Raw genomic sequence first — 23392 nt, forward strand, 5'->3', positions numbered from 1 at the left:
ACATAGAGTTTGTCAAAGTATCATTTAGAGGTGAACAGATGAAAAAGAAATATTTAGTTCTTATATTAATTATACTATCGGTATTATCTATATTCGTAGGGGTAACTGATATTAAATTAACAGATATATTTGCTTTAGAGAGCACAAAAATAGAAATATTATTAACAAGTAGAGTTCCAAGGTTAGTAAGTATAGTAGTTGCAGGTATTGGATTAAGTATAAGTGGTCTTATAATGCAACAGATAAGCAGAAACAAATTTGTTTCTCCTACAACTGCTGCAACTGTAGACTTTGCAAAGCTTGGTATATTAGCATCTATGCTGGTATTTTCGTCTGCAACAACAATGCAAAAGATGATTATATCATTTTCCTTCTCTTTAGTAGGTACAATGATATTTATGAAAATGACAAAGGCAATAAAATTTAAAAATATAATTTTTATACCTTTGTTAGGGATGATGCTAGGGAAAGTAGTAAATTCTATAACTACATTTTTTGCTTATAAGTATGATTTGATTCAAAATCTTTCCTCATGGATGGAAGGTGACTTATCTATGATAATGAAAGGGAATTATGAATTATTGTACTTAAGTATACCTGTAGTTGTAATTGCATTCCTTTATGCAAATAAGTTTACTGTGGCAGGAATGGGAGAAGATTTTGCAACTAATTTAGGGTTAAAGTACAATTCAGTAGTTAATATCGGACTAATTATAGTAGCTGTAATTTCAGCAGTAACAATTATTACTGTAGGAAATATTCCTTTTCTTGGGTTAATAGTTCCAAACATAGTTAGTCTTTATCTAGGAGATAACCTGAAAAATTCCTTATACCATACAGCATTACTTGGACCTATATTCCTTTTAGCTTGTGATATATTTGGAAGAATAGTAATATTCCCATTTGAAATATCTATAGGAACAACAGTGGGAGTTATCGGAAGTGCAATATTCCTTTATATGATAATAAGGAGGTCTGGAAATGAAGCATAAGAAATTACTTTTAGGATTAGGAATAGCAGCAACAATATTAGTAGCAATCTTTTTATTCATAGGATTAAATGCAAATAATTTTGATTATGCTTTATCAAGACGTATACCTAAAATTATAGCAATGATATTAGTTGGTATATCAATAGGGTTTTCATCTTTAGTATTCCAAACAATTACTAATAATAGAATTTTAACTCCTAGTATATTGGGACTAGATTCATTATATGTGCTTTTGCAAACAACCCTAATATTTATTCTAGGGTCAGGTTCAGGAGTAGTAAATGGGAAGAATGCAAACTTTGTTATATCAATAATAGTAATGATTATATTCTCTTCACTAATATATAAATTCTTATTTAGAAAAAATAGTAACAATATATTCTCACTATTATTAATAGGGGTTATATGTGGAACATTATTTGAAAGCTTAACAACGTTTATGCAAGTATTAATTGATCCATTAGAGTTTCAAATGGTACAGGACAAAATGATGGCAAGCTTTAATAATATAAATACTGAAATATTGCTATTATCAACTGTAGCAATAGCGCTTTGTATAGTTTTCAGTATAGATTTCTTAAAAAAATTAGATGTTATGTCTTTAGGAAGAGATGAAGCGATAAACCTGGGAGTTGATTATGATAAGATTACTAAGAAGATGCTTGTAGTTATAGTAATACTTACATCAGTATCTACAGCATTAGTAGGTCCTATAACATTCTTAGGACTTCTAGTAGTAAATATAGCTAGACAACTTGTTAAGACATATAAGCATAGTGAACTTGGAATAGCTACAGGGTTTATTAGCGTAATAGCTTTAATAGGTGGACAACTTATAGTTGAAAGAATATTAAACTATGGAATGACAATAGGAGTAATAATCAACTTTATAGGAGGAATCTATTTCATTTATCTTGTAATGAAGGAGAGAGCAAAATGATAGAGGTAAAAGGAATTACAAAGAAATATGGAAAAAAGAATGTTGTAGACAATGTTTCTTTAAAAATAGAAGAAGGAAAAATAACTTCATTTATAGGTCCTAATGGGGCAGGTAAAAGTACCTTGCTTTCAATAATAAGCAGACTTATCAAAAGGGATGCAGGTGAAGTTTTAATAGATGGTAAAGAAATATTAGAATGGGATAATAAAGAGCTTGCTAAGAAAGTTTCTATATTAAAGCAATCTAATAATATAAATATAAAGCTTACTATTAGAGAATTAGTTAGCTTTGGAAGATTTCCTTATTGCCAAGGAAATTTAAAGGATGAAGATATTCAATTTGTGGACAAGGCAATTAAATATATGCAGCTTAAGGATATTGAAGATAAGTACTTAGATGAACTAAGTGGTGGTCAAAGACAAAGAGCATATATTGCCATGGTAATAGCTCAAAACAGTGATTATATCTTACTAGATGAGCCATTAAATAATTTAGATATGAAGCATTCAGTTGAGATTATGAAGATATTAAGAAGATTAACTGATGAGCTTGGAAAAACAGTTATTATAGTAATACACGATATTAACTTTGCATCCTGCTATTCAGACTATATTGTAGCTTTAAAGGATGGAAAAGTAGTTAAGGATGGTCCTACAGATGAAACAATTAAAAAGGAAGAACTTGAAAGTATTTATGAAATAAAATTTGATATTCAAAATATAGATAACAGAAAAATATGTGTATATTTTTAAATAAAAAGGAGAGATAAAAATGAGTAAAAAGACAATAATTTCAATGATAGTTATTATATCAGTTATATTTGGTATTTATGGTGTTACTAAATTTGCAGGAAATGGTGTTTCAGCAGATGGAGAGAAGATTAAAATCACTCATAAATTAGGAGAAACAGAAGTAACAAAGAATCCTTCAAGAGTTATAGTTTTTGACTATGGTATAGCAGATGCTTTAAATACTTTAGATGTAGAGATAATAGGTTTACCAAAATCAAATTTACCAAGTCTTTTAAGCAAATATGAAGATGGTAAGTACGAAAATGTAGGAAGTTTAAAAGAACCTGATATGGAAAAAGTTTATGAATTAAAGCCAGATTTAATAATAATGTCAGGAAGATTAGAATCATACTATGAAGAATTAAATAAGATAGCTCCAACAATTTATTTAGGAGTTGATAATACTGATTATTTAGGTTCTTTCAAAAAGAATATGGAAACTTTAGGACAAATATTTGATAAAGAAAAAGAAGTTAAAACTCAGGTTGCTAAGGTTGAAGAAGCTATAGGTAAGGTTAATGAAAAAGCAGAAGGTGTAAATGCATTAATAGCTTTAGCTAATGATAATGCATTTAGCGTATATGGAGAAGGATCAAGATTTGGAATAATTCACAAGGAGTTTGGAATTGAAGCGGTTGATAAGACTATAGAATCATCAACACATGGACAAAAGGCTTCATTTGAATACATTTTAGATAAAAATCCAGATTATTTATTTGTAATAGATAGAGCAGCTGTAACAGGTGGAAATACTTCAGCGAAGGAAATGTTTGATAATGAAATTATAAAGAAAACTGATGCATATAAGAATGGGAATATAGTATATTTAGATGCTGATGTTTGGTACACAATAAGTGGTGGTATTGAATCAACACAAAAGATGGTTGATGAAGTGTTAGAGGCTTTAAAGTAAATGAATTATGAAAAAGGAGAAATTGATAAGCAATTTCTCCTTTTTTTGTTCTTAAATTCCATAAAAAGGATTAGAATATAAGTGAATTTAAATACAAAGGGGGATGAAGCATGTTATCATATAGATATTTATTTGATATTGCTCTAATTTTATTAAGTACAAAAGTGTTAGGAATAGTAACAAAGAAATTCCAAATGCCGCAGGTTGTAGGGGCTTTATTAGCTGGATTAGTATTAGGACCAGCTGTATTTAATGTAATTACAGAAACTGATTTTATAAAACAAATAGCAGAACTTGGAGTTATAGTAATTATGTTTACAGCTGGATTATCTACGGATATTAATGAACTAAAAAGTACTGGAAAAGCTTCTTTTATAATTGCCTTATGTGGAGTTATTCTACCTCTTATAGGGGGAACTGCAGTAGCCTATATTTTTAATATGGGGGAATTCGCAAGTATTGCTGGAAATGAATTAATAGAGAATATATTTATAGGAATAATATTAACTGCTACATCAGTAAGTATAACTGTAGAAACTTTAAAGGAGCTTGGCAAGCTTAATAGCAGAACAGGAAATGCTATATTAGGAGCGGCTTTAATTGATGATATATTAGGCATAATTGCATTAACTATAGTTACAAGTTTTAATGATGCAAGTGTAAGCGTAATTTTAGTATTAATAAAGATAATATTATTTTTTGCTGTTGCTGGAGTATCAGGGTACATTTTTTATAAATGCTTTGATAAATTTGTAAATAGATATGATAGTGATATGAGAAGATTTGTTATAGCAGCCTTTGTATTTTGCTTATTGTTATCATTTGTAGCAGAAAGATTCTTTGGAGTCGCAGATATAACAGGAGCTTTTATAGCTGGACTTGTTTTGTCAAATAATAAAGAGACAAGTTATATAAATGCAAGGTTTGAGACTTTATCTTATATGTTACTTTCGCCAATATTCTTTGCAAGCATTGGGTTAAAGGTGTCATTAAGTAAAATGTCCTCGGGAATAATTCTATTTACTATTTGTATAGTTGGTATAGGAATAATAACAAAGATTATAGGATGTGGACTTGGAGCAAAGTTATGCAGGTTTAACAATAAAGAAGCATTACAAGTTGGTATTGGAATGGTAGCTAGAGGTGAGGTGGCTTTAGTTGTAGCTAATAAAGGAATATCTATGGGGATTATGAATCCTGTATTTTTAGCTCCAATAATTATTTTAGTGGTGGTTTGTGCTATAGCAACGCCTATAATATTAAAAATAGTTTATAAAGAAAAAAATATATAAATATGGTATTAATGAGAAGGAAACTTTGTTGTTACCGGCTTTTAAGTTAATGGATATTAATAATGAAGGGAGGAGGAGCAGTGAAAATTAAAAGAAAAATATTTTTAGTTGCTATTGTTTTTATTTTTATCATTATAATACTTCTATGTGGAAGTAAAACACAATTGAATTCAGAAAAGATATCAAATATTAGAATACAAGCGTTACCATCTCCACCTAAGTTTAAAGATATTGATAAGAAAGAAGATATAGAAAAGATAGTAACATTTCTTAATGATTTACCTAAAGAAGAGGTTAAGGATGATGGGAGAAATGGATGGCAATTCTTTATAGAAGTAAATGAGATTGGTAGTACTAATTATGTTTCTTTTGTAGGTGATAGATTGTATATTGATAAGAATTGCTACAAGATAGATGATAAAGCTTTAAATGAGTTTAGAGAACTTTATGACTCGTTCCAATATGAAGAAAAGAGTTATAAGGAATGGTAGAGAGGCAAGATAAAAATGATAAACAGAATAATAGTTTTAAAAATGATTCTGAAAATAAAAATTCCTGCACAAGCAGGAATTTTTATTATATTGCATTATATTTATCTTCGTCTAGCATCCCTTCTGACTTGGCAACAACTACTGCTGTAGCTGAATCACCAACAACATTTAAGGATGTAACTAACATTTCTACAGGTCTATTTATTGCTAAGATTAATGAGTATGCAAGCAATGCAGCATCATTATTGTATCCCATTCCAGTTAATACAGTAAATAGTATTATTGCACCAGCACCAGGGGCAGCAGGTGTACCTATTGAGGCTATAAGAGCAAGTAACCCTATAACAATTATGTTTCCAATAGTTACTTCATATCCAGCACTTGATGCTATAAATATAGCAGCTATAATTTGCATTATTGCAGTTCCGTTCATATTTATAGTCATTCCTAGTGGTAATGTAAATGAAGCTATTTCATCACTAACACCTAATTCCTCAACAGTTGTTTTTGTGTTAAGTGGTAAAGTTGCAGCTGATGAAGATGTAGAAAATCCAAATAAAGCAACTTTAGATATCTTCTTAACAAAAGTGATTGGATTTAGCTTAGCAGCCAGTGCTACAAAAATAGCATAGCCAAGTGTTAAGAATAGTAATAAGGCTAATACTGTTGTTATTACATAAGCTAAGGCTGGTTTCAAGTGATCAACACCATATATTGCGAAAGTTCTAGTTATTAGTACGAATATAGCAATAGGTCCAAATTTAGTTATAATAAAGCTTAAGAATACAGTAATTATATTATTTACATCTTCTAGTAACTTCTTTAATACTTGAATTTGATCACCTAAGTGGTTTATGCAAAGACCAGTAACCACAGCTAAGAAAACAACAGCTAAGATGCTACCATTTTGAGAGAAAGTTGCAGCTATGTTATTTGGTATAGCTTTTACTATAACTAATAACGGGTTAGAACCAGCGCTTCCAGCTTGAGAAGTTAAGTTATCTATACTTACATTAAATAATCCCATCTTATTTGCAGCAAATCCAAAGATTCCAGCTAATATAAGAGCAAATAATGATGTAACTAAGAATCCTAATATTGTTTTATAAGATATACGGCCAAGTTTTTTAGTGTCACTAACTTTACACATAGCTAAAGCTATTGAAGTAAATACCATTGGGACAATTACAAGTTGTAATGAGTTTACAAATAGTTGTCCTGCTATATAGAATAATCCTAGAGCATTTTGAGATCCTTCGGCAGATATATCTTGGAATAATAAGTTGTTTATTGTAGTCCATAAATCAATATTTCCATTGCTTAATAAGCTCTCTCTTAATAATATAAATCCAGTACCAGCAATTAAACCTAGAATTAAAGATATTGCCATTTGAATAGCTAGTTTGTTTGAGTTTTGTTTTTTCATAGTATCCTCCATAATAATTCCGAATATATAGGATACCAGATATATAAAAACGCCCTAATACCAATTAAGATACTAAGGCGTATAAAATACATAAATAATGTAATACTTCCTTATTAGTCTCACAGGACTAGTTTAAAGGTATCCTACGTTTTAGAAGTATACAGTATAAGAATGTATTCGTCAATATTCTACAAAATATTATTATCTAACAGAAAGCATTCTTTACATCAATAAGAGCTGCATCTGTTTTTTTAGAAGCAAATACGAGTATTTCTATTGATTCTTGTAAGCATTTTATAGCATGTTTTTGATCTTTATTTAAATGGCATTCATGAAGTAAACAATCAAGGTCCTTATATAGACATTGAAGCTTGTCTGTATCATTTCCAATGCTATAAAGAGCTGATGACATAGCTGTTAAAATACTATTCAACTTTTTGTTAGAACATTCCTTACATTTACAGCAATCATTTGTTCCTTTTTTAAAGCTATCAAAATCATTGTACTTGTAAGAGTTTATACTATTTTGCTTTTTTAAATATTTATCCATGTTAAAGTTGTTATAAGGCAAATTATATTCATCTACAGGAGTATCATAAGTTTCATAAATTTCGCATGGTTTGTAAATATCACAAGGTTTTGGAGAATCACATGGTTCGCAGTGCTTAGAAGGTTCACATGGATCACAGAATTCATTTATATCATAGTTATCATATATAGTTTTTTCTTCTTCAAACTCTTTTATAAAGTTATTGTTTATATAGTTTTTCATAATACACCTCAATCTCTAAACTTTTGTAAAATTAAATCTCAATATTATAATATGTGTTGACATATAAAATGTGAGAAAAGTGAAAAAGCACATTTTAAGAAAAATATAGAAAATATACAATAATGTGCTATAATAATATTGTTAATGGGGTATAGCCAAGTGGTAAGGCATCAGATTCTGACTCTGAGTATGGTCGGTTCGAATCCGACTACCCTAGCCACATATAAAAGATTATCCAAGTTTATAAGGATAGTCTTTTTTATTTTTAAGAAAATATATCTTAAAAAGATTGAGAATGAGAGTTTAATATTATTTAGCTTAAATAATTATAAATAAAGTTAGTATTTATTTAATATAAATAAATACGTAGAAGAGTTAAGAAAATTGAGATGATAAAGTTAGTATAATATACTGTAAGTGAAAGCAAAAGAAAAGTCTCCATTAGCAATTGACTTATATAGAAATAGGTTGTTATAGCGAGGGATTAAGCTTTTTTTTAATATAAACTTTATTTTTGAGGAGTTTTAATCTTTTTTATAAGATTTACAATATTTGATAATATTTATGATTCATGATAAGATTTAATCACTATATTAAAAAAAGGAGAAATGAAATATGGAAAGTGATCCCGACCCTGCTAATATTGCTGGACAGCTCATATTGTTAGCAGTATTAACAGCAGTAAATGCTTTCTTTGCAGCAGCAGAGATGGCAATTGTATCAATTAATAAAACAAAAATGAAAATGTTAGCTAATGAAGGTAATAAAAAGGCTAACACAATATGCAAATTAGTAGAGGAACCAACAAAGTTCTTGTCTACAATTCAAGTTGCAATAACACTATCTGGATTTTTTGCTAGTGCATCTGCAGCAACAGGTATTTCAACAGTGGTAGGTAAGATGTTAACAGACATGAATATACCTTATGGTGAACAAATATCTTTTGTAGGTGTAACAATAATTTTATCTTATTTCACACTTGTATTTGGTGAACTTTTCCCTAAGAGATTAGCCATAAAAAAAGCAGACAAGCTTTCTATGGTAGTTGTAAATCCTATTCTTTTTATTTCTAAGGCAGTAGCACCTTTTGTTAAGATACTATCAGTATCAACAAATATTTTGGTAAAGCTGTTTGGATTGGATAGTGATGACTCAGAGGAAAGAGTAACAAAGGAAGAAATTAAGTCTCTTGTAGAAACAGGAGAGGAACATGGTGCAATTAATGAAAGCGAAAAAGAAATGATAGAAAGTGTGTTTGAATTTGATGACAAAATAGCTGAAAAGGTTATGACACCAAGAACAGAGGTATATTGTATAGATATAAATGAACCTCTTGAAGAATATTTGGACGAGCTTTTACAAAAGAGATTTGCTAGAATACCTGTCTATGAAGATGAAATTGATAATATCATTGGAGTATTATATATGAAAGACTTCATGATAGAAGCTAGAAATAAAGGCTTTGAAAATGTAAATATACAGGATATATTGCAAGAACCTTATTTTGTGCCAGAGTGTAAGCCAATTAGACATTTATTTAGAGACTTACAGGACATTAAACGTCATATAGCAATAATTGTAGATGAGTATGGTGGATTCTCAGGTATCATAACTGTTGAAGATTTAGTTGAAGAAATTGTTGGAGATATAAATGATGAGGATGATGAAGAGGAATTTGGAATAAGAAAAGTTGGAGAGAATTGTTATTTAGTAGATGGTACTACTCAATTAGATGAATTAAATGAAAATTTAAACATTGATGTAAAGTCTGATGAGTTGGATACTTTAAATGGATTCTTAATTAACTTAATTGGAAAAATTCCTTTAGAAGATGAAGAAAAAGAAATAAAGTATAACAATATTGTTTTTAAAATAGATGAAGTGTCTGATAAGAAAATTGAAAAGGTAAGAATATGTCTCTAGGTTATTCCTAGAGATTTTTTATTTAATATAGTTTATAATTACTACAGGAGGAGATTCATATGATGAACAAGAGAAAAATATTAGGCATAGTTGTAGTGCTTGTAATAGGAATGATTATTTTCACTGTTTTAAGTAGTAAAAATAGCATAAGTACTGAAGAAAAATTGTCACAAATTGAATCTGAAAGAAAACCTGATAATTATATTCCTGCAAGTATAAAGATAAAAGCAAAAGATTTTACTGTTTATGCAGAAAATAAAGAAAAGATTAATATAGAAAAATATATTGGAAGTAAACCAATGGTGATAGTTTTTTGGGCATCATGGTGTATTGATTGTAGAGAAAATCTAATAAGAATTGAAGCTGCTAAAGAAAAGTATTATAAAGAAGATGTAGAATTCATTGTTGTTAATATCACTGATGGAGAGCGTGAGACAAAGGAAACAGCAGATACATACTTAAAGTTTAATAATATTTCACTAGATACTTATTATGATTATGATTTAAGTGCTTATAAAGCGTATAATTTAAATACATTACCAAGAATGATGTTTGTAGATAAGAATGGGATAATAGTCCAAGATAGAAAGGTATCTATAGATGAAAAAGGTTTAGATTTATCTATTAAAAACCTTATTAGTCCAGAAGAATAACTAAAGAGAAGGAAGGTTACAAATGAAAAAGAAATTAATTATTTTATTTAGTTTATTATTTTCACTATTTTTATTTATATCATGTAGTAAAGATACAGAAGAAAATAATAAAAGTGAAGTAGAACAAAGTGAATCATTAGAACAAGAAAATAATCTTGATGTAGCAAGTTATAGTGTTAAAACCATTAATAATAATGATATTTCCATGCTATATACAGGGATGACTTTAAGTCCAGTAATAACTGTTGGTGAAGTAAGTGATAGGCCTTTTAACATTGAGATTACTGATATAGATGAAGCTTATGACATTGGAAATGATGGAAATATAGAATTAATAAATTCTGAAACAGGAGATTTTATAAGTTTTACTAGGGATGATAAAGGAAACTATAAGATATCGGCCAAATTAGAAAAGGATATTGAATATGGTATATTATTAAATAAAAGATTAGTGGGTGCTGTAAGGGTTGTAGAAGATTTAAACAGTATAGATAAGGAAGCTTTATATAATGATATTTCTACAAGGTTAAGTTGTGGATTATCATAAGTTAATTAAGGGAATCTAAAATGTTAGGTTCCTTTTTCTTTCGGATTTCTTAAGAATTATAAATAGTCTTTTGTAATCTTTAAGTCCTATTATAAGAATATAGGATTAAAGATATCTAATAAAATTTCTAATATGATAAAATAGTTAGTAAGTTTTAAAGTTGGAGGAAAATATGAAAGGGTATAATGTTTTAGTGGTTGATGATGATAAAGCAATAGTTGAAGCTATAGAAATCTATCTTAGAGGAGAAGGATATAATATTTTCAAAGCTTATGATGGTGCTGAAGCTTTAGAAGTAATAAAGGAAGAAGAGATACACCTTGTCATAATGGATATTATGATGCCAAAGATGGATGGAACAAGGGCTACTCTTAAAATAAGAGAAGAAAAAGAGATACCAATAATCATGCTTTCAGCAAAGTCAGAGGATACTGATAAAATATTAGGACTTAATATTGGAGCTGATGATTATGTAACAAAGCCTTTTAATCCCTTAGAATTAATTGCAAGGGTAAATTCTCAAATAAGAAGATATACAAGGTTTTCACCTTTAAAGGAAAACAATGATGTTATAAAAATTGGTGCTATAGAGCTTAATAAGAGGAGTAAGGTTGTTTTGAGAGATGGAGAGATAGCAAAGTTAACCCCATTAGAATTTAAAATTCTTTCATTGTTAATGGATAACCCAGGAAGAGTATTTTCTATTGAAGAAATTTATGAAAGGGTATGGAATGAAGTAGCCTTTAATGTAGACACAGTAACAGTGCATATTAGAAGAATAAGAGAAAAGATAGAAATTAATCCTAAAGAACCTAGATATTTAAAGGTGGTGTGGGGAATTGGATATAAATTTGAAAAAGATCACAGGGGATAAATTAAACTTTAAGATTCTATTACTATCAATATTAGTTGCGCTAACACCAGTGCTATATACATACCTTTTTAATAGCTTACAATTTAAAAGTATGTATGAAAGATTTGACGTATCAAATTACTATAATGAATTTTATAATGGATTGGTAGAGGTATCTGATATATATATAGATATTGATAGAAATATAAATGAAGATGGAATACAGAAATATTTAGAGATAAATAATACTAACACAACTGCAGAAGGTAAAAATAGGGAAGAACTAATTAATATAATAAATAGCAAGTATAATAACTTTTTTAACAAGTTTATAAAGAATTCCAATTTTGAATTCTTTGTAGATAGAGGGGATGGAACTTCATTTACTACAAGTACTTATACAAATATTAAAGATTTCATAGAAGATTCTAGGAATGGATATGATTATGTTGTGTTATTTGGAAAAAATTCAAGTAATCAACAAGGTACAGAAGTGTCTAAGTCAATGAAAACTTTAGCTGGATATAATGAGTTTAGAAGTAAGTATGATATTTGCATAAGGGTACCTAAAAATTTAGAAAAAGAGGATGTACTTTATTACGCCAAGGAGGATATAAAAAAATATAAGAAGACAGCAGTGATATGGGGCGTGGGATTAGCTCTAGATTGTATACTAACAATAGGATTGTTTATAAATATATTAAAGAATAAAAATAAAGCTTTTAATAATATATTTATTAAGTTATATGGAAGTTTTTTTACAGAGTTAAAACTAATTTTTATGATTTTACTTGGAGTATTTTTGTATTATATATGTTGGAAAACCCAGTGGTATTTCCTGGGAAGGATTATAGTACTAACCATAATTGGTGGATTATTATTATATTTAAACTTAGCATATATTTTAAAGCTTATATTTATAGACAAGGATAATGCATCAAAAGAACTTAAAAATAAATCTTTTTTATTAAAAATATATAAAGCAATATTAAGACTTTTTGGTTTTATACGTGAAAGCTTTGTTTATAAATATACAGCAATTACAATTATATCATTTATTTTTGTAATAGTAGTGTTTGTTGGAGTTGCATGCTTTATAACATTTCCTTTAAGCTATTGGATATATGAACCTTTTTATAGTGCCTTAGTAGTGGTATTTATACTTATGGCAATAGGTGTAATAGGCTATGTATTAGTAATAGGAAAGGAAGTAAATAAGCTTAAAAAAACTACTAGTAATATTGTAAAAGGAAATTACAAAAATGAGTTATTAGTGAGTGGACCCCATATATTAAGGGAAATATCTAAGGACTTATCTAATATACAAGAAGGATTAGAATCAGCTATAGATAATGCTGTAAAAAGTGAAAGAATGAAAGGAGAGCTTATAACCAATGTATCTCATGATTTGAAAACTCCTTTAACTTCTATAATTAATTATGTTGACTTATTAAGCAAAGATAATATTTCAGATGAAGAGAGAAAAAAATATATAGGGGTGCTTAAAGAGAAATCCCAAAGATTAAAGGTATTAATTGAAGATTTATTTGAAGCTTCTAAGGCAGCCTCAGGGGCTATTGAATTAGATATAGTAGAATTAGATCCAATAGCTCTTTTAAGGCAAACTATAGGAGAACTTGAGGATAAGATTGAGTCTTCAAACCTTCAAGTTATTAAGAATATACCAGAAGAAAAATTACTAATATTAGCTGATGGTAAGAAAACATTTAGAGTATTTCAAAACTTACTTTCTAATATTATTAAATATTCTATGAAGGGATCTAGAGTATATATAGATGTAGAGCAAGATGAAGATTATGTTAAAATAATATTTAAAAATATATCAGAAAGTCCATTAAATGTGGAAGCTGAAGAATTAATGGAAAGATTTAAGCGAGGGGATGTTTCAAGGACTACAGAGGGATCAGGACTTGGTCTTTCAATTGCTAAAAGCTTGGTAGAATTACAGGATGGAGAATTTAATATTGAGATTGATGGAGACTTATTTAAAGCCATAGTAAAGCTTAAAAATATAAGAGATAGTATTTAGTGAAATTAAGAAACCCTATTTTGTCTAGGATTTCTTTTTTAACTTTCACTCCAATGTATCTTTTATTTAAGTCTATTTATATAAAAGGTTAAATCATTTTGATTTAGGCAAAAGCAAGGAAATTTCATTCCGTAGTTGCCCCATATAGTAATTGGAATTTCAGTAAAGTAGAATGTTATAAAAAAGTTTTCTCTAGTAGAAAGTCTAGTTAAAAAAGGGATTAATCTTATGTGTTCTACTTTGAAGTAATTACTATAGTTTTCAATAGTTAAGTTAGCTTTAAGCAGTTTTCTATCTTCTTCTGGAACAAGATTAACTAAGTTTTCTTTATCTTCTTCTGATAGTTTATCAAGATAAAAATCTATATAACAAAAAGAATTGTTTAATTTAAATATTTTTAGGATATAGTCAATCATTTCATCTTCACCTGAATATACATTTTTAGGTTCTAAAGTAAAGTTTGGAAAAGTATCTAGTCCATCTAATATATTTGGGAATTTTATTATTACATTCTTGTGAAATTCCTCTGAAGTTACAGATATTAGAATATCATTCATAGAATAATCTCCTTAAAATTAATTGTGAATTAGTAATATTATAAAAATACTACAAATTAGTGTCAATATTAAATAACTTTTATTTATAAAGTAAGTAATAAATTATTATAAAAATGCTTATTACTAAATAGAGAATACTTTTATATGGAGGAGATGTATATATGAGAGTAAAGGATAAGGTCATAATTGTTACAGGAGCATCACGAGGTATTGGGTATGCAGTGGCTGATAAGTTGTTATCAGAAGGTGCAAAACTTGTAGCTTGTGCATCAAATCAAAAGAATGCAGACAAGGCAGTAGTAGCATTAAAAGGTAGCCATCCTAATGCTATGATACTTGGAATTGGTGTAAATAATAATGAATCAAAAGAAATTGAGAAAGCAGTTAAAAAGGTACATGAGACATTTGGAAAGATTGATGTACTTATAAATAATGCAGGTATTACAACAGATGTATCTTTTTTTGATATGACAGAAGAGGATTTTGTAAATGTTATGAATATTAATGTTACTGGAATATTTAGATGGTGTAAGGCTGTAGCCCCAATAATGAAGGATAATGATGGAGGCAGTATAATAAATACATCATCTATGGTTGCAACCTTTGGACAAAGGAGTGGATGTTCATATGCAGCTTCTAAAGCTGCAGTAAATGGGTTAACCAAATCACTTGCAAAGGAACTTGGACAATATGGAATAAGAGTTAATGCAGTAGCCCCTGGAGTAACTAAAACAGACATGGTTGCATCTATACCTGATAAATTTATAGATTCATTAGCAGCAATGACTCCTCTTGGAAGAGTTGGAACTCCAGAAGAATTAGCAGGAGCATATGTTTATTTATCTTCTGATGAAAGTACTTTTACAAATGGAACAATAATTGGTGTTGATGGTGGCTTGGTAATGTAGATATAATATAAGCAAGACTTTATTTAAGTCTTGCTTATATTATATAGAGGTGTTTACTATGAATAATAGATATTTAATAGGAGATGTAGCTAAGTATTTATCATTATCTAGGGATACATTAAGGTATTATGATAAGTTAGGTATAGTTTCTCCTAAAAAAGATGAAGGTAATGGATATAGATATTACAACATGGATGACATAATTACATTATCTTATGTAATGATATTAAAAGATGTTGGAATTTCCTTAGATGATATAAAAGAAATGATTTATAACTATAGTTTAAAAGATATGAGATTAGGAATTTTAAATCAGGAGAAGGTAATAGATAAAAAAATAGAAGAACTTATGAATATAAAAACTAAAATAAGAAATTTTAATAATTGGTGTATAACAGCAGAAAATTATTTGAATAAGTTTGAAATTAGGGAATGTCCTAAGTTTTTATATACTATGGAACAAGTGGAAATTAAAGAATCAAAGTTAATGGACGCTATTGAAAAACTTAGAAGTAATAGTTATATAAAAGAAACTGTTTTTTCTATGTTAATTAATAAAGATGTACTTTTTAGTAGTGAAATAAAAGATGAGCACTTTTATTCGGGAGGAAGTGGTATTGTAGAAGAAGAGTATGTTAGTGATTTTAAAGTATTTCCAAGTAGGAAGTGTTTACATACAGTTATAGAAATTACATGTGATCAATGGGATAGTGAGCTTGTAAAAATAAAAGATTATATTCATAATGAAGGTTTAATAGTAGAAGATAATCTTCTTTGTAGAGCAATAGCATTTGAAAATAAAGATGGATTTCCAAAAGATTTTTATGAAATTTGGATTCCAGTAGCTTGACCTTGGAGTAACTCCAAGGTTTATTATTTTTTAATGAAGAAAGGAGATATCTTATATGAATGAATTAAATTTAGGAACAGAAAAAATAAAAAAGTTATTTTATAAGTATGCTATACCAAGTGTAATAAGTAGTATTATATTTTCAATTTATATTGTTATAGATGGTATTTTTGTAGGAAGAGTAGTAGGTCCACAAGGCTTAGCAATGGTTAATATAGCAATGCCAATATTTAGTATGGCTTTAGCTTTAGGTATAATGGTTTCAGTTGGAGGAAACACTGTAGTAAGTATTGAACTTGGAGAAGGTAGGAAAGAAGATGCTAGAGAAAGCTTTAGTTTAGGATTTTTTTCTCTTATTGTTATAAGTTCAGTTATAGGAATAATTATATTTTTATTTAGATATAGAGTTGCTACAGCTTTAGGTGCAACACCTTCATTAATGAAGGGGGTAATTGAATATTTAGTTATTCTTTGTTTATGTGTACCATTCTTTACTGGTGGAAGTTATTTAGCAGCAGGAATTAGAACAATGGGTATGCCAACGTTTTCCATGTTTTGTACTGTTTTAGGATCAGTTTTAAATATAATTTTAGACTATGTTTTTGTAGTGCTTTGGGGCTGGGGTGTTGCAGGTGCTGCCTTGGCGTCGGGAATAGCATTTTTTATTTCATTCCTTTTAGCTTTTATAAAAATTCAATCTAAGGATTCGATTTTAAAGTTAAAAAAATGCAAAATAAATTTAAGAAAGATTGGAAGGTTCTTTTATAATGGATCTTCAGAAGCTTTAACTGAAGTGGCAGTAGCATTTACTACTTTTATTTTTAATATAGTATTAATGAGAAAAATTGGAGAAATGGGAGTATCTGCTTTCTCAATAATTCAGTATATAGCTTCTCTTGTAGTAGCAGTTTATTTAGGAATAGCTAATGGTATAACACCTATTATAAGTTATAACTATGGAGCAAAAAAAGGAGAAAGAATAAATGAACTAATAAAATATGCATCAAAGGTTATGGTAATACTAGGTATAATATGTACAGGATTTTTATTTTTTGGAGGAGAAACACTAATATCTTTCTTTGTAAGTAATGATAAAATATTATTAGAGACTACTTCACTTGCTTGTAAAATTTATTCTTTAGCATTTTTAGTAAGTGGCTTGAATATTTTGGCATCGTCCTATTTTACAGCTTTAGAGGACGCTAAAACATCAGCTATAATTTCCTTTTTAAGAGGTATAGCACTAATATTTATAGGGATTATAGTTTTACCTGCTATAATGGGTGATTCAGGAATATGGCTTACTGTAGCTTTTAGTGAGTTTTTAACATTATTAATTGCTCTAGTTTTATTAAAAAAATCAAAAAGTAAATTAATTCAATTATAAAAATTTGGATGTGGTATATCATGAAAATTCTAGTTATGGAAATAAAAATACGAGTATCTTGGGTTCAGAGCTTAAAGGAAAAGCGTATGATAGTTAATAGTATTACTCAAAGGTTAAAAAATAAATTTAACATTTCTGTAGGAGAGATGTTTCATCAAGATAATCATAAAATAATAGGAATTGCTCTATCAAAAGTATGTAGTACTAATGCTATAGTAGACACAACAAAAGAAAAAGTTATAAGTTTTATAGAAGAAAACTGTGATGGAGAAATAATAGAAATATTTGATGAGACAATAGAATATTAAGTTAAAAGGTGTATGAGCTAAAGTGCTTATACACCTTTTATCAGAATAGTAAAAAAATACAGGGTGCAATAGATTTTAACTCTGCTATAATAGAGAAGGATATTTTATGTAAGGAGTAAAAGATGAGGTTAAGAATAGGGGAATTAAAAGATTTAGATTTGATTTATAGCATAAAATGTAAAGCACTAAAACATTATAAAGATTTTGGAATAAGTTGGAATGAAAATTATCCAACAAGAGATACATTTAAGAGTGATATAGATAAAAGGGAATTATTTGTACTAGAAAAAAATAAAAATGAAATTTTAGGAATAGTTGTCATCAATAGAACAGAGGAAAAGGCATACGATGATTTGCCATGGACTTTTAATGATGATTATGTTGTGTTACATAGAGTATTAGTAAACCCTGCTTTTTCTGGAAAGGGATATGGCAAATATTTAATACAGAAGGTTTTAGAATATGCTAAAGAAGATGGAATTAAAGCAATAAGATTAGATACTAATACTAAAAATATACTTGGACAAAAGTTGTACAAGTCTCAGGGGTTTAACATAGTAGGAGAAATTTCTTTGCCAGATAAAGATGGAAGTTTTTATTGCTTAGAAAAAATATTGGAATAACTTTCAAAAATATATTGACAATATTAAAGGATTGGAATATATTATTAAACAAGAAGTAAATAATTAGAAAATAAAATATAATATCTTATCCAGAGTGGTGGAGGGACTGGCCCTGTGAAACCCAGCAACCGATTAAGTGGCTCATTTTCCATTTAGAATACGGTGCTAATTCCTGCAGCAATTTTTTATATTTTGCTGATAGATAAGAGAATAAATTAGGCTTAGTGAATTCATGCACTAGAGATTTATTCTCTAGTGCATTTATTTTTATATTAAAAAAGAGGGAGGGGACATTATTATGATAGAAATTAAAAATGTATGTAAAAGTTTTGGACAAGCAGAGGTATTAAAAGATATAGCAATAAGCATAAAGGAAGGGGAGATTTACGGAATTATAGGCCATAGTGGTGCTGGTAAATCAACGCTTTTAAGATGTATAAATGGATTAGAGTCCTATGATGAAGGAAGTATTAAAGTCATGGGAGAAGAAGTCTCAGGCTTAGGGGCTAAAAAGCTTAGAGAGTTTAGAAAAAATTTGGGGATGATATTCCAAAACTTTAACTTACTTAAAAGGAAAACTGTATATAAGAATGTTTCTCTTCCTCTTGAAGTTTGGGGCTACGATAAAGAGTATATAGATAAGAGAGTGAATGAATTATTAGATTTGGTGGGATTAGGAGACAAGGCAAAAAGTAAGCCTGCATCATTAAGTGGTGGGCAAAAACAAAGGGTTGCAATTGCAAGAGCATTAGCTTTAGAGCCAAAGATTCTTTTGTGTGACGAAGCTACATCTGCTTTAGATCCTAAAATAACTAAAGATATTTTAGCACTTCTATCTAAAATAAATAAGGAATTAGGAATAACAATAGTTATAGTAACTCACCAAATGGAAGTTGTTAAAGAAGTTTGTGAAAGAGTGGCATTGATAGATGGTGGAATAGTTAAGGCTGAGGGAAGAGCAGAAGACTTATTCTTAAAGCCAGGAGCATCATTAAAGAAATTCCTTGGTGAAGAGGATGAGACAACCTTACCTGATGAAGGAATAAATATAAGAATTTTCTTCCCATCAGATTGTTCAGAAAATGCACTTATAACAAGAATGGCTAGGGAAGCAAATGTAGATTTCTCAATAGTTTGGGGAAAACTTGAAAAGTTCAGGGAAAATGTACTTGGAAGTTTAGTTATAAATATTGAGGAAAAGGACAAAGAAACAATATTTAATTATTTAAAGAGCAAAAATATAGAATGGGAGGTAATATAGCATGGGTGAATTATTATTAGAAGCATTTGGACAAACATTAGTGATGGTTGTACCATCAACAATATTCTCTGTAATATTTGGTTTTATAATTGCAATAGTACTTGTAGTAACAGATAGCAATGGTCTAAGGTCTAACAAAGCAATATATAAATGCATAGATGCAATAGTAAATGTATTAAGAGGTTTTCCATTCGTAATATTAATGGTTGCTATAATACCTTTTACAAGAGCAATAATGGGAACATCTCTTGGAGAGAAAGCAGCTATAGTGCCATTAACAATTGCAGCAGCACCTTTTGTAGCAAGAATATTTGAATCTGCTTTAAAAGAAGTAGATCCAGGAGTTATAGAGGCTGCAAAATCCTTTGGTTCAAGTAATTCTCAAATTATATTCAAGGTAATGCTAAAAGAGGCTATACCATCAATTCTATCAGGTATAACACTTACAGTTATAAATCTTATAGGATATTCAGCAATGGCAGGTGCTCTAGGGGCAGGGGGCCTTGGTAACTTAGGAATAAGATATGGATTCCAAAGATTCCAAACGGATGTAATGATTGTTACAGTAATTGTGTTGATTGTAGTAGTACAAGCTCTTCAAAGCTTAGGAAACTATTTTTATAAAAAATTATCAAGATAAATAAAAGGGGGATTTTAATATGAAAAAGACAAAATTATTATCATTAGTATTAGCAGGAGCATTAACATTAGGTTTAGTTGGGTGCGGGGGCAGCACAGAAAAGAAGGAAGATGACAAGGTTATAAAAATAGGGGTTACATCTGTACCACATGAAGAGATAGTTAATGCAATTAAAGCTTTAGTAGAAGAAAAAGGTTATACTTTAAAAATAACACCATTTGATGATTATAATACACCAAATACAGCTGTTTATGAAGGAGAATTAGATGCAAACTACTTCCAACATATTGCATTCTTAAATGAAACAAACGAAGCAAAGGGATATGATCTAGTAAATGTTGCAGAAATCCACATAGAGCCAATGACTTTATACTCTAAGACTGCAAAGAGTTTAGATGAAATAAAGGATGGAGACACAATAGCTATTCCCAATGATGCAACTAACGAAGCAAGAGCATTAAGAGTTCTTGAAGATGCGGGGCTAATAAAGGTAAAGGCAGGAGAATTAGTTACTCCAAAGGATATAACTGAAAATCCAAAGAACTTAAAGTTTAAAGAATTGGCTGCAGAACAACTACCACGACTTTTAGATGAAGTTACAGCTGCTGTTATTAATGGTAACTATGCATTACAAGCTAATTTAGATGCGACCAAAGAAGGATTATATACTGAGGATAAGAACAGAGAAGATATAAATACTAAGAGAAATGTTTTGGTTGTTAAGGAAGCTAATAAGGATTCTGAAAAGACTAAAGTATTAAAAGAGGCTTTAACTTCTGATGAATGTAAGAAATTTATAGAAGAAAAGTATAAGGGAGCTGTAATTCCTGTATTCTAATATAATGAATGATTTGAGAAGAGAAATCGCTTAGCGGTTTCTCTTTTTTGGTGAGAATAAAAAGATATAAGCGTTGCTAATATTCACTAAATAACTATTTTCTAAATAGAATAGTATTAGGACAAAGTATTATCAATTTTTAGGAGGAAGGTATTTGGGTAGATGGATAATTGATGCTGGGCATGGTGGAAAAGACAATGGAGCTATTGGACCTGGTGGAAGAAGAGAAAAGAATATATCTTTAGATGCTGCATTAGAGGCAAAAAGAGTATTAGAGCTAAATGGTGAAGAGGTATTTTTAATAAGATCAAATGACATATATATGGAATTAAAAGAAAGAGTTACTTATGCAAACGGTTGGGGAGGAGATTATTACATTAGTTTTCATATGAATTTTAGTGATTCAGATTCAATTGAGGGTACAGAGGTATTTATTAAAAAAGATAATTCTAAATCAAAAGAGTTTGGTGAGTATTTACTAGGTAAGATGGTAAAGGGTTTTAAAAGTGAAAATAGAGGGCTATCAGAAATAGATTATGGTGTGTTAAATAGCATAAATATACCAGGAGCTGTATGCTTAGGAGATTATATTTCTAATAGGCAGGTAGAGAGAAATTTTAATGCAGAGTATTTTGGAAGAGTAGTAGCTAATGCCTGTGTTCAGCTTGTTGGAAAAATACCTAAAGAAGAAGGGAAAAAGAATAAAGGGATAAAGAAAGAAGTAACCAAAGATTATGGATGGAGAGTGTGTGTAGGTGTCTATGAAGACTTTGAGGAAGCTAAAAGGGTTGTACAAGATATTCAAGCTAGAGGAGTTTCTAATGTTTATATAATCCCTTATATAGGAAAAAGTAAATAGTTTATATAAAAAAATGAAAGGAATCCAGCTATTGCTGGATTCCAACATTTTTAAATTACTCTCCAAGATATGCACTCTTTATACTATCATCTTCTAATAATTCTTTAGCATCTCCACTTAAGACAATCTTACCTGTTTCAAGTACATAAGCTCTATCTGCAATGGAAAGAGCCATATTTGCATTTTGTTCTACTAGAAGAATAGTAGTACCTGACTTATTGATTTCAACTATTGTGTTAAATATATCTTTAACAACAAGAGGTGCAAGTCCCATAGAAGGTTCATCAAGAATTAACATTTCAGGTCTGTTCATTAATGCTCTTCCTATAGCAAGCATTTGTTGTTCTCCACCTGAAAGTGTACCAGCTTGTTGCTTTTCTCTTTCCTTAAGTCTTGGAAATTTAGAAAATACCATTTCCATATCTTTTTGAATTTCTTTATCTTTTCTTAAATAAGCACCAAGTTCAAGGTTTTCTAGAACAGTAAGATTTGCAAATATCTTTCTTCCTTCTGGTACATGAGATAGTCCTAAAGATACTATTTTATGAGCAGGAACCTTGTTAATAGGGGAAGCTTTGTAGGAGATAGTTCCACTTTTAATGGGTTCAAGTCCTGATATTGCTCTTAAAGTAGAAGTTTTACCTGCACCATTTGCGCCTATTAAAGTAACAATCTCACCTTTTTTTACATCTAAAGAAAGATCTTTTAATGCATGAATACCACCGTAGTATAAGTTTATATTGTCAATTTTAAGCATTTTAAGCCCCCTCTCCAAGATAAGCTTCAATTACCTTAGGATTATTTTTTATTTCACTTGGAGTTCCTTCAGCTATCTTTTTACCATAGTCAAGAACTACAACTTTGTCACAAATACCCATTACTAGCTTCATATCATGTTCAATTAATAGAACTGATATGTGGAATTCATTTTTTATCCAATTAATTAATTCCATAAGTTCTGCTGTTTCTTGAGGATTCATACCTGCAGCAGGCTCATCAAGAAGTATTAGCGAAGGCTTAGCAGCAAGGGCTCTTACAATTTCAAGCCTTCTTTGTTCACCATAAGAAAGATTTTTTGCAAATTCATCCTTTTTTTCAGCTAGATTAAATGCTTTTAATAATTCTAGCGATTTTTTTTCAATTTCAGCCTCCTCCTTTTTAAATTTAGGAGTTCTAAGAATAGAATCAAGTAGATTATATTTAATTCTAAAGTTAAAGCTGATTTTTACATTATCTATTACAGAAAGGCTTGAAAATAGTCTTATATTTTGAAAGGTTCTACAAATTTTCTTTTGAGTAATATCGTATGGCTTAAGACCTTCAATATTTTCTCCAAGGTATATAATAGTGCCATTAGTAGGAGCATAAACTCCAGTTAACATATTGAAAACGGTAGTTTTACCTGCACCATTAGGTCCAATTAATCCAACAACTTGTTTATCTTCGATTGAAAGGTTAAAGTCTGAAACAGCTTTAAGTCCTCCAAATTCTATAGATAGGTCTTTTACATCTAACATA

General features: G+C 29.3%; 25 protein-coding genes, 1 tRNA gene and 1 riboswitch. Of the genes, 21 read left to right on the plus strand and 5 right to left on the minus strand.

Annotated elements, in window-relative coordinates; genetic code table 11:
* Positions 1-38: 38 nt before the first annotated feature.
* From DR024_RS02380 to DR024_RS02405, 6 genes are all read left to right on the plus strand, one after another.
* Complete coding sequence (locus tag DR024_RS02380) at positions 39-992, plus strand: ABC transporter permease (protein ID WP_111918098.1); 954 nt, start codon at positions 39-41, stop codon at positions 990-992.
* Positions 982-1932, plus strand: coding sequence for an iron chelate uptake ABC transporter family permease subunit (locus tag DR024_RS02385; RefSeq protein WP_111918100.1), 951 nt, complete (start codon positions 982-984; stop codon positions 1930-1932). Before DR024_RS02380 ends, DR024_RS02385 begins: the two co-directional genes overlap by 11 nt.
* On the plus strand, positions 1929-2684 hold the full coding sequence (locus tag DR024_RS02390) for an iron ABC transporter ATP-binding protein (RefSeq protein WP_111918102.1): 756 nt from the start codon (positions 1929-1931) through the stop codon (positions 2682-2684). The genes DR024_RS02385 and DR024_RS02390 overlap by 4 nt, the downstream gene beginning before the upstream one ends.
* A gap of 19 nt (positions 2685-2703) precedes the next feature.
* Entirely contained in the window at positions 2704-3636 is a 933-nt protein-coding gene (locus DR024_RS02395; protein ID WP_111918104.1) for a siderophore ABC transporter substrate-binding protein, read from the plus strand.
* Between the two features lie 110 nt (positions 3637-3746).
* Positions 3747-4928: a cation:proton antiporter gene (locus tag DR024_RS02400; protein WP_111918106.1), complete on the plus strand. Its 1182-nt coding sequence runs from the start codon at positions 3747-3749 to the stop codon at positions 4926-4928.
* A gap of 80 nt (positions 4929-5008) precedes the next feature.
* Positions 5009-5419: a hypothetical protein gene (locus DR024_RS02405; protein WP_146742879.1), complete on the plus strand. Its 411-nt coding sequence runs from the start codon at positions 5009-5011 to the stop codon at positions 5417-5419.
* A gap of 85 nt (positions 5420-5504) precedes the next feature.
* Here DR024_RS02405 and DR024_RS02410 read toward each other — a convergent pair whose 3' ends face one another.
* Both DR024_RS02410 and DR024_RS02415 read right to left on the minus strand, forming a co-directional pair.
* Positions 5505-6845, minus strand: coding sequence for a dicarboxylate/amino acid:cation symporter (locus tag DR024_RS02410; protein WP_111918110.1), 1341 nt, complete (start codon positions 6843-6845; stop codon positions 5505-5507).
* A gap of 205 nt (positions 6846-7050) precedes the next feature.
* Positions 7051-7617 (minus strand): hypothetical protein, encoded by a 567-nt coding sequence (locus DR024_RS02415; RefSeq protein WP_027096878.1) that lies wholly within the window; start codon positions 7615-7617, stop codon positions 7051-7053.
* Between the two features lie 145 nt (positions 7618-7762).
* Here DR024_RS02415 and DR024_RS02420 point away from each other — a divergent pair.
* The 6 genes from DR024_RS02420 to DR024_RS02445 all read left to right on the plus strand — a co-directional run bounded on the left by DR024_RS02420 (position 7763) and on the right by DR024_RS02445 (position 13643).
* A tRNA-Gln gene (locus DR024_RS02420) sits at positions 7763-7837 on the plus strand.
* A 395-nt stretch (positions 7838-8232) separates the two neighbouring features.
* The gene (locus DR024_RS02425; RefSeq protein ID WP_027096877.1) at positions 8233-9540 is read left to right on the plus strand and encodes a hemolysin family protein; all 1308 of its coding nucleotides are present in this window, start codon (positions 8233-8235) and stop codon (positions 9538-9540) included.
* Between the two features lie 59 nt (positions 9541-9599).
* Positions 9600-10193, plus strand: a complete 594-nt coding sequence (locus DR024_RS02430) for a TlpA disulfide reductase family protein (RefSeq protein WP_055253301.1) — start codon at positions 9600-9602, stop codon at positions 10191-10193.
* Positions 10194-10215: 22 nt separating this feature from the next.
* On the plus strand, positions 10216-10740 hold the full coding sequence (locus DR024_RS02435; RefSeq protein ID WP_027096876.1) for a hypothetical protein: 525 nt from the start codon (positions 10216-10218) through the stop codon (positions 10738-10740).
* A 172-nt stretch (positions 10741-10912) separates the two neighbouring features.
* Positions 10913-11614: a response regulator transcription factor gene (locus DR024_RS02440; protein ID WP_055183478.1), complete on the plus strand. Its 702-nt coding sequence runs from the start codon at positions 10913-10915 to the stop codon at positions 11612-11614.
* The gene (locus tag DR024_RS02445) at positions 11580-13643 is read left to right on the plus strand and encodes a sensor histidine kinase (protein WP_027096874.1); all 2064 of its coding nucleotides are present in this window, start codon (positions 11580-11582) and stop codon (positions 13641-13643) included. Before DR024_RS02440 ends, DR024_RS02445 begins: the two co-directional genes overlap by 35 nt.
* A 62-nt stretch (positions 13644-13705) precedes the next feature.
* Here DR024_RS02445 and DR024_RS02450 read toward each other — a convergent pair whose 3' ends face one another.
* Entirely contained in the window at positions 13706-14200 is a 495-nt protein-coding gene (locus DR024_RS02450; protein ID WP_027096873.1) for a hypothetical protein, read from the minus strand.
* A 161-nt stretch (positions 14201-14361) separates the two neighbouring features.
* Here DR024_RS02450 and DR024_RS02455 point away from each other — a divergent pair, with 161 nt between their 5' ends.
* From DR024_RS02455 to DR024_RS02495, 9 genes are all read left to right on the plus strand, one after another.
* Positions 14362-15108, plus strand: coding sequence for an SDR family NAD(P)-dependent oxidoreductase (locus tag DR024_RS02455; protein WP_111918112.1), 747 nt, complete (start codon positions 14362-14364; stop codon positions 15106-15108).
* A gap of 58 nt (positions 15109-15166) precedes the next feature.
* Complete coding sequence (locus tag DR024_RS02460) at positions 15167-15958, plus strand: MerR family transcriptional regulator (RefSeq protein WP_027096871.1); 792 nt, start codon at positions 15167-15169, stop codon at positions 15956-15958.
* Between the two features lie 55 nt (positions 15959-16013).
* Positions 16014-17345 carry an MATE family efflux transporter gene (locus tag DR024_RS02465; RefSeq protein WP_055183476.1) on the plus strand — a complete coding sequence of 444 codons (1332 nt, stop codon included), beginning with the start codon at positions 16014-16016 and terminating at the stop codon, positions 17343-17345.
* 20 nt (positions 17346-17365) lie between these two features.
* Complete coding sequence (locus DR024_RS02470) at positions 17366-17653, plus strand: DUF503 domain-containing protein (RefSeq protein WP_027096868.1); 288 nt, start codon at positions 17366-17368, stop codon at positions 17651-17653.
* A gap of 122 nt (positions 17654-17775) precedes the next feature.
* Positions 17776-18276 carry a GNAT family N-acetyltransferase gene (locus DR024_RS02475; protein WP_027096867.1) on the plus strand — a complete coding sequence of 167 codons (501 nt, stop codon included), beginning with the start codon at positions 17776-17778 and terminating at the stop codon, positions 18274-18276.
* An 82-nt stretch (positions 18277-18358) separates the two neighbouring features.
* Positions 18359-18485, plus strand: a riboswitch (SAM riboswitch).
* A gap of 89 nt (positions 18486-18574) precedes the next feature.
* Positions 18575-19537 (plus strand): methionine ABC transporter ATP-binding protein, encoded by a 963-nt coding sequence (locus DR024_RS02480; RefSeq protein ID WP_027096866.1) that lies wholly within the window; start codon positions 18575-18577, stop codon positions 19535-19537.
* Position 19538: 1 nt separating this feature from the next.
* Positions 19539-20177, plus strand: coding sequence for a methionine ABC transporter permease (locus DR024_RS02485; RefSeq protein WP_027096865.1), 639 nt, complete (start codon positions 19539-19541; stop codon positions 20175-20177).
* Between the two features lie 19 nt (positions 20178-20196).
* Positions 20197-21015 carry a MetQ/NlpA family ABC transporter substrate-binding protein gene (locus tag DR024_RS02490; protein ID WP_055183475.1) on the plus strand — a complete coding sequence of 273 codons (819 nt, stop codon included), beginning with the start codon at positions 20197-20199 and terminating at the stop codon, positions 21013-21015.
* A 154-nt stretch (positions 21016-21169) separates the two neighbouring features.
* On the plus strand, positions 21170-21874 hold the full coding sequence (locus DR024_RS02495; protein WP_055183474.1) for an N-acetylmuramoyl-L-alanine amidase: 705 nt from the start codon (positions 21170-21172) through the stop codon (positions 21872-21874).
* Positions 21875-21929: 55 nt separating this feature from the next.
* Here the strand turns inward: DR024_RS02495 and DR024_RS02500 are convergent, their stop codons facing one another.
* Both DR024_RS02500 and DR024_RS02505 read right to left on the minus strand, forming a co-directional pair.
* Positions 21930-22631, minus strand: coding sequence for an ABC transporter ATP-binding protein (locus DR024_RS02500; RefSeq protein WP_027096862.1), 702 nt, complete (start codon positions 22629-22631; stop codon positions 21930-21932).
* A gap of 1 nt (position 22632) precedes the next feature.
* Positions 22633-23391 carry an ABC transporter ATP-binding protein gene (locus DR024_RS02505; RefSeq protein ID WP_027096861.1) on the minus strand — a complete coding sequence of 253 codons (759 nt, stop codon included), beginning with the start codon at positions 23389-23391 and terminating at the stop codon, positions 22633-22635.
* Between the last annotated feature and the right edge of the window lies 1 nt (position 23392).

The sequence above is a fragment of the Clostridium paraputrificum genome (assembly GCF_900447045.1).
GTDB lineage: Bacteria > Bacillota > Clostridia > Clostridiales > Clostridiaceae > Clostridium > Clostridium paraputrificum.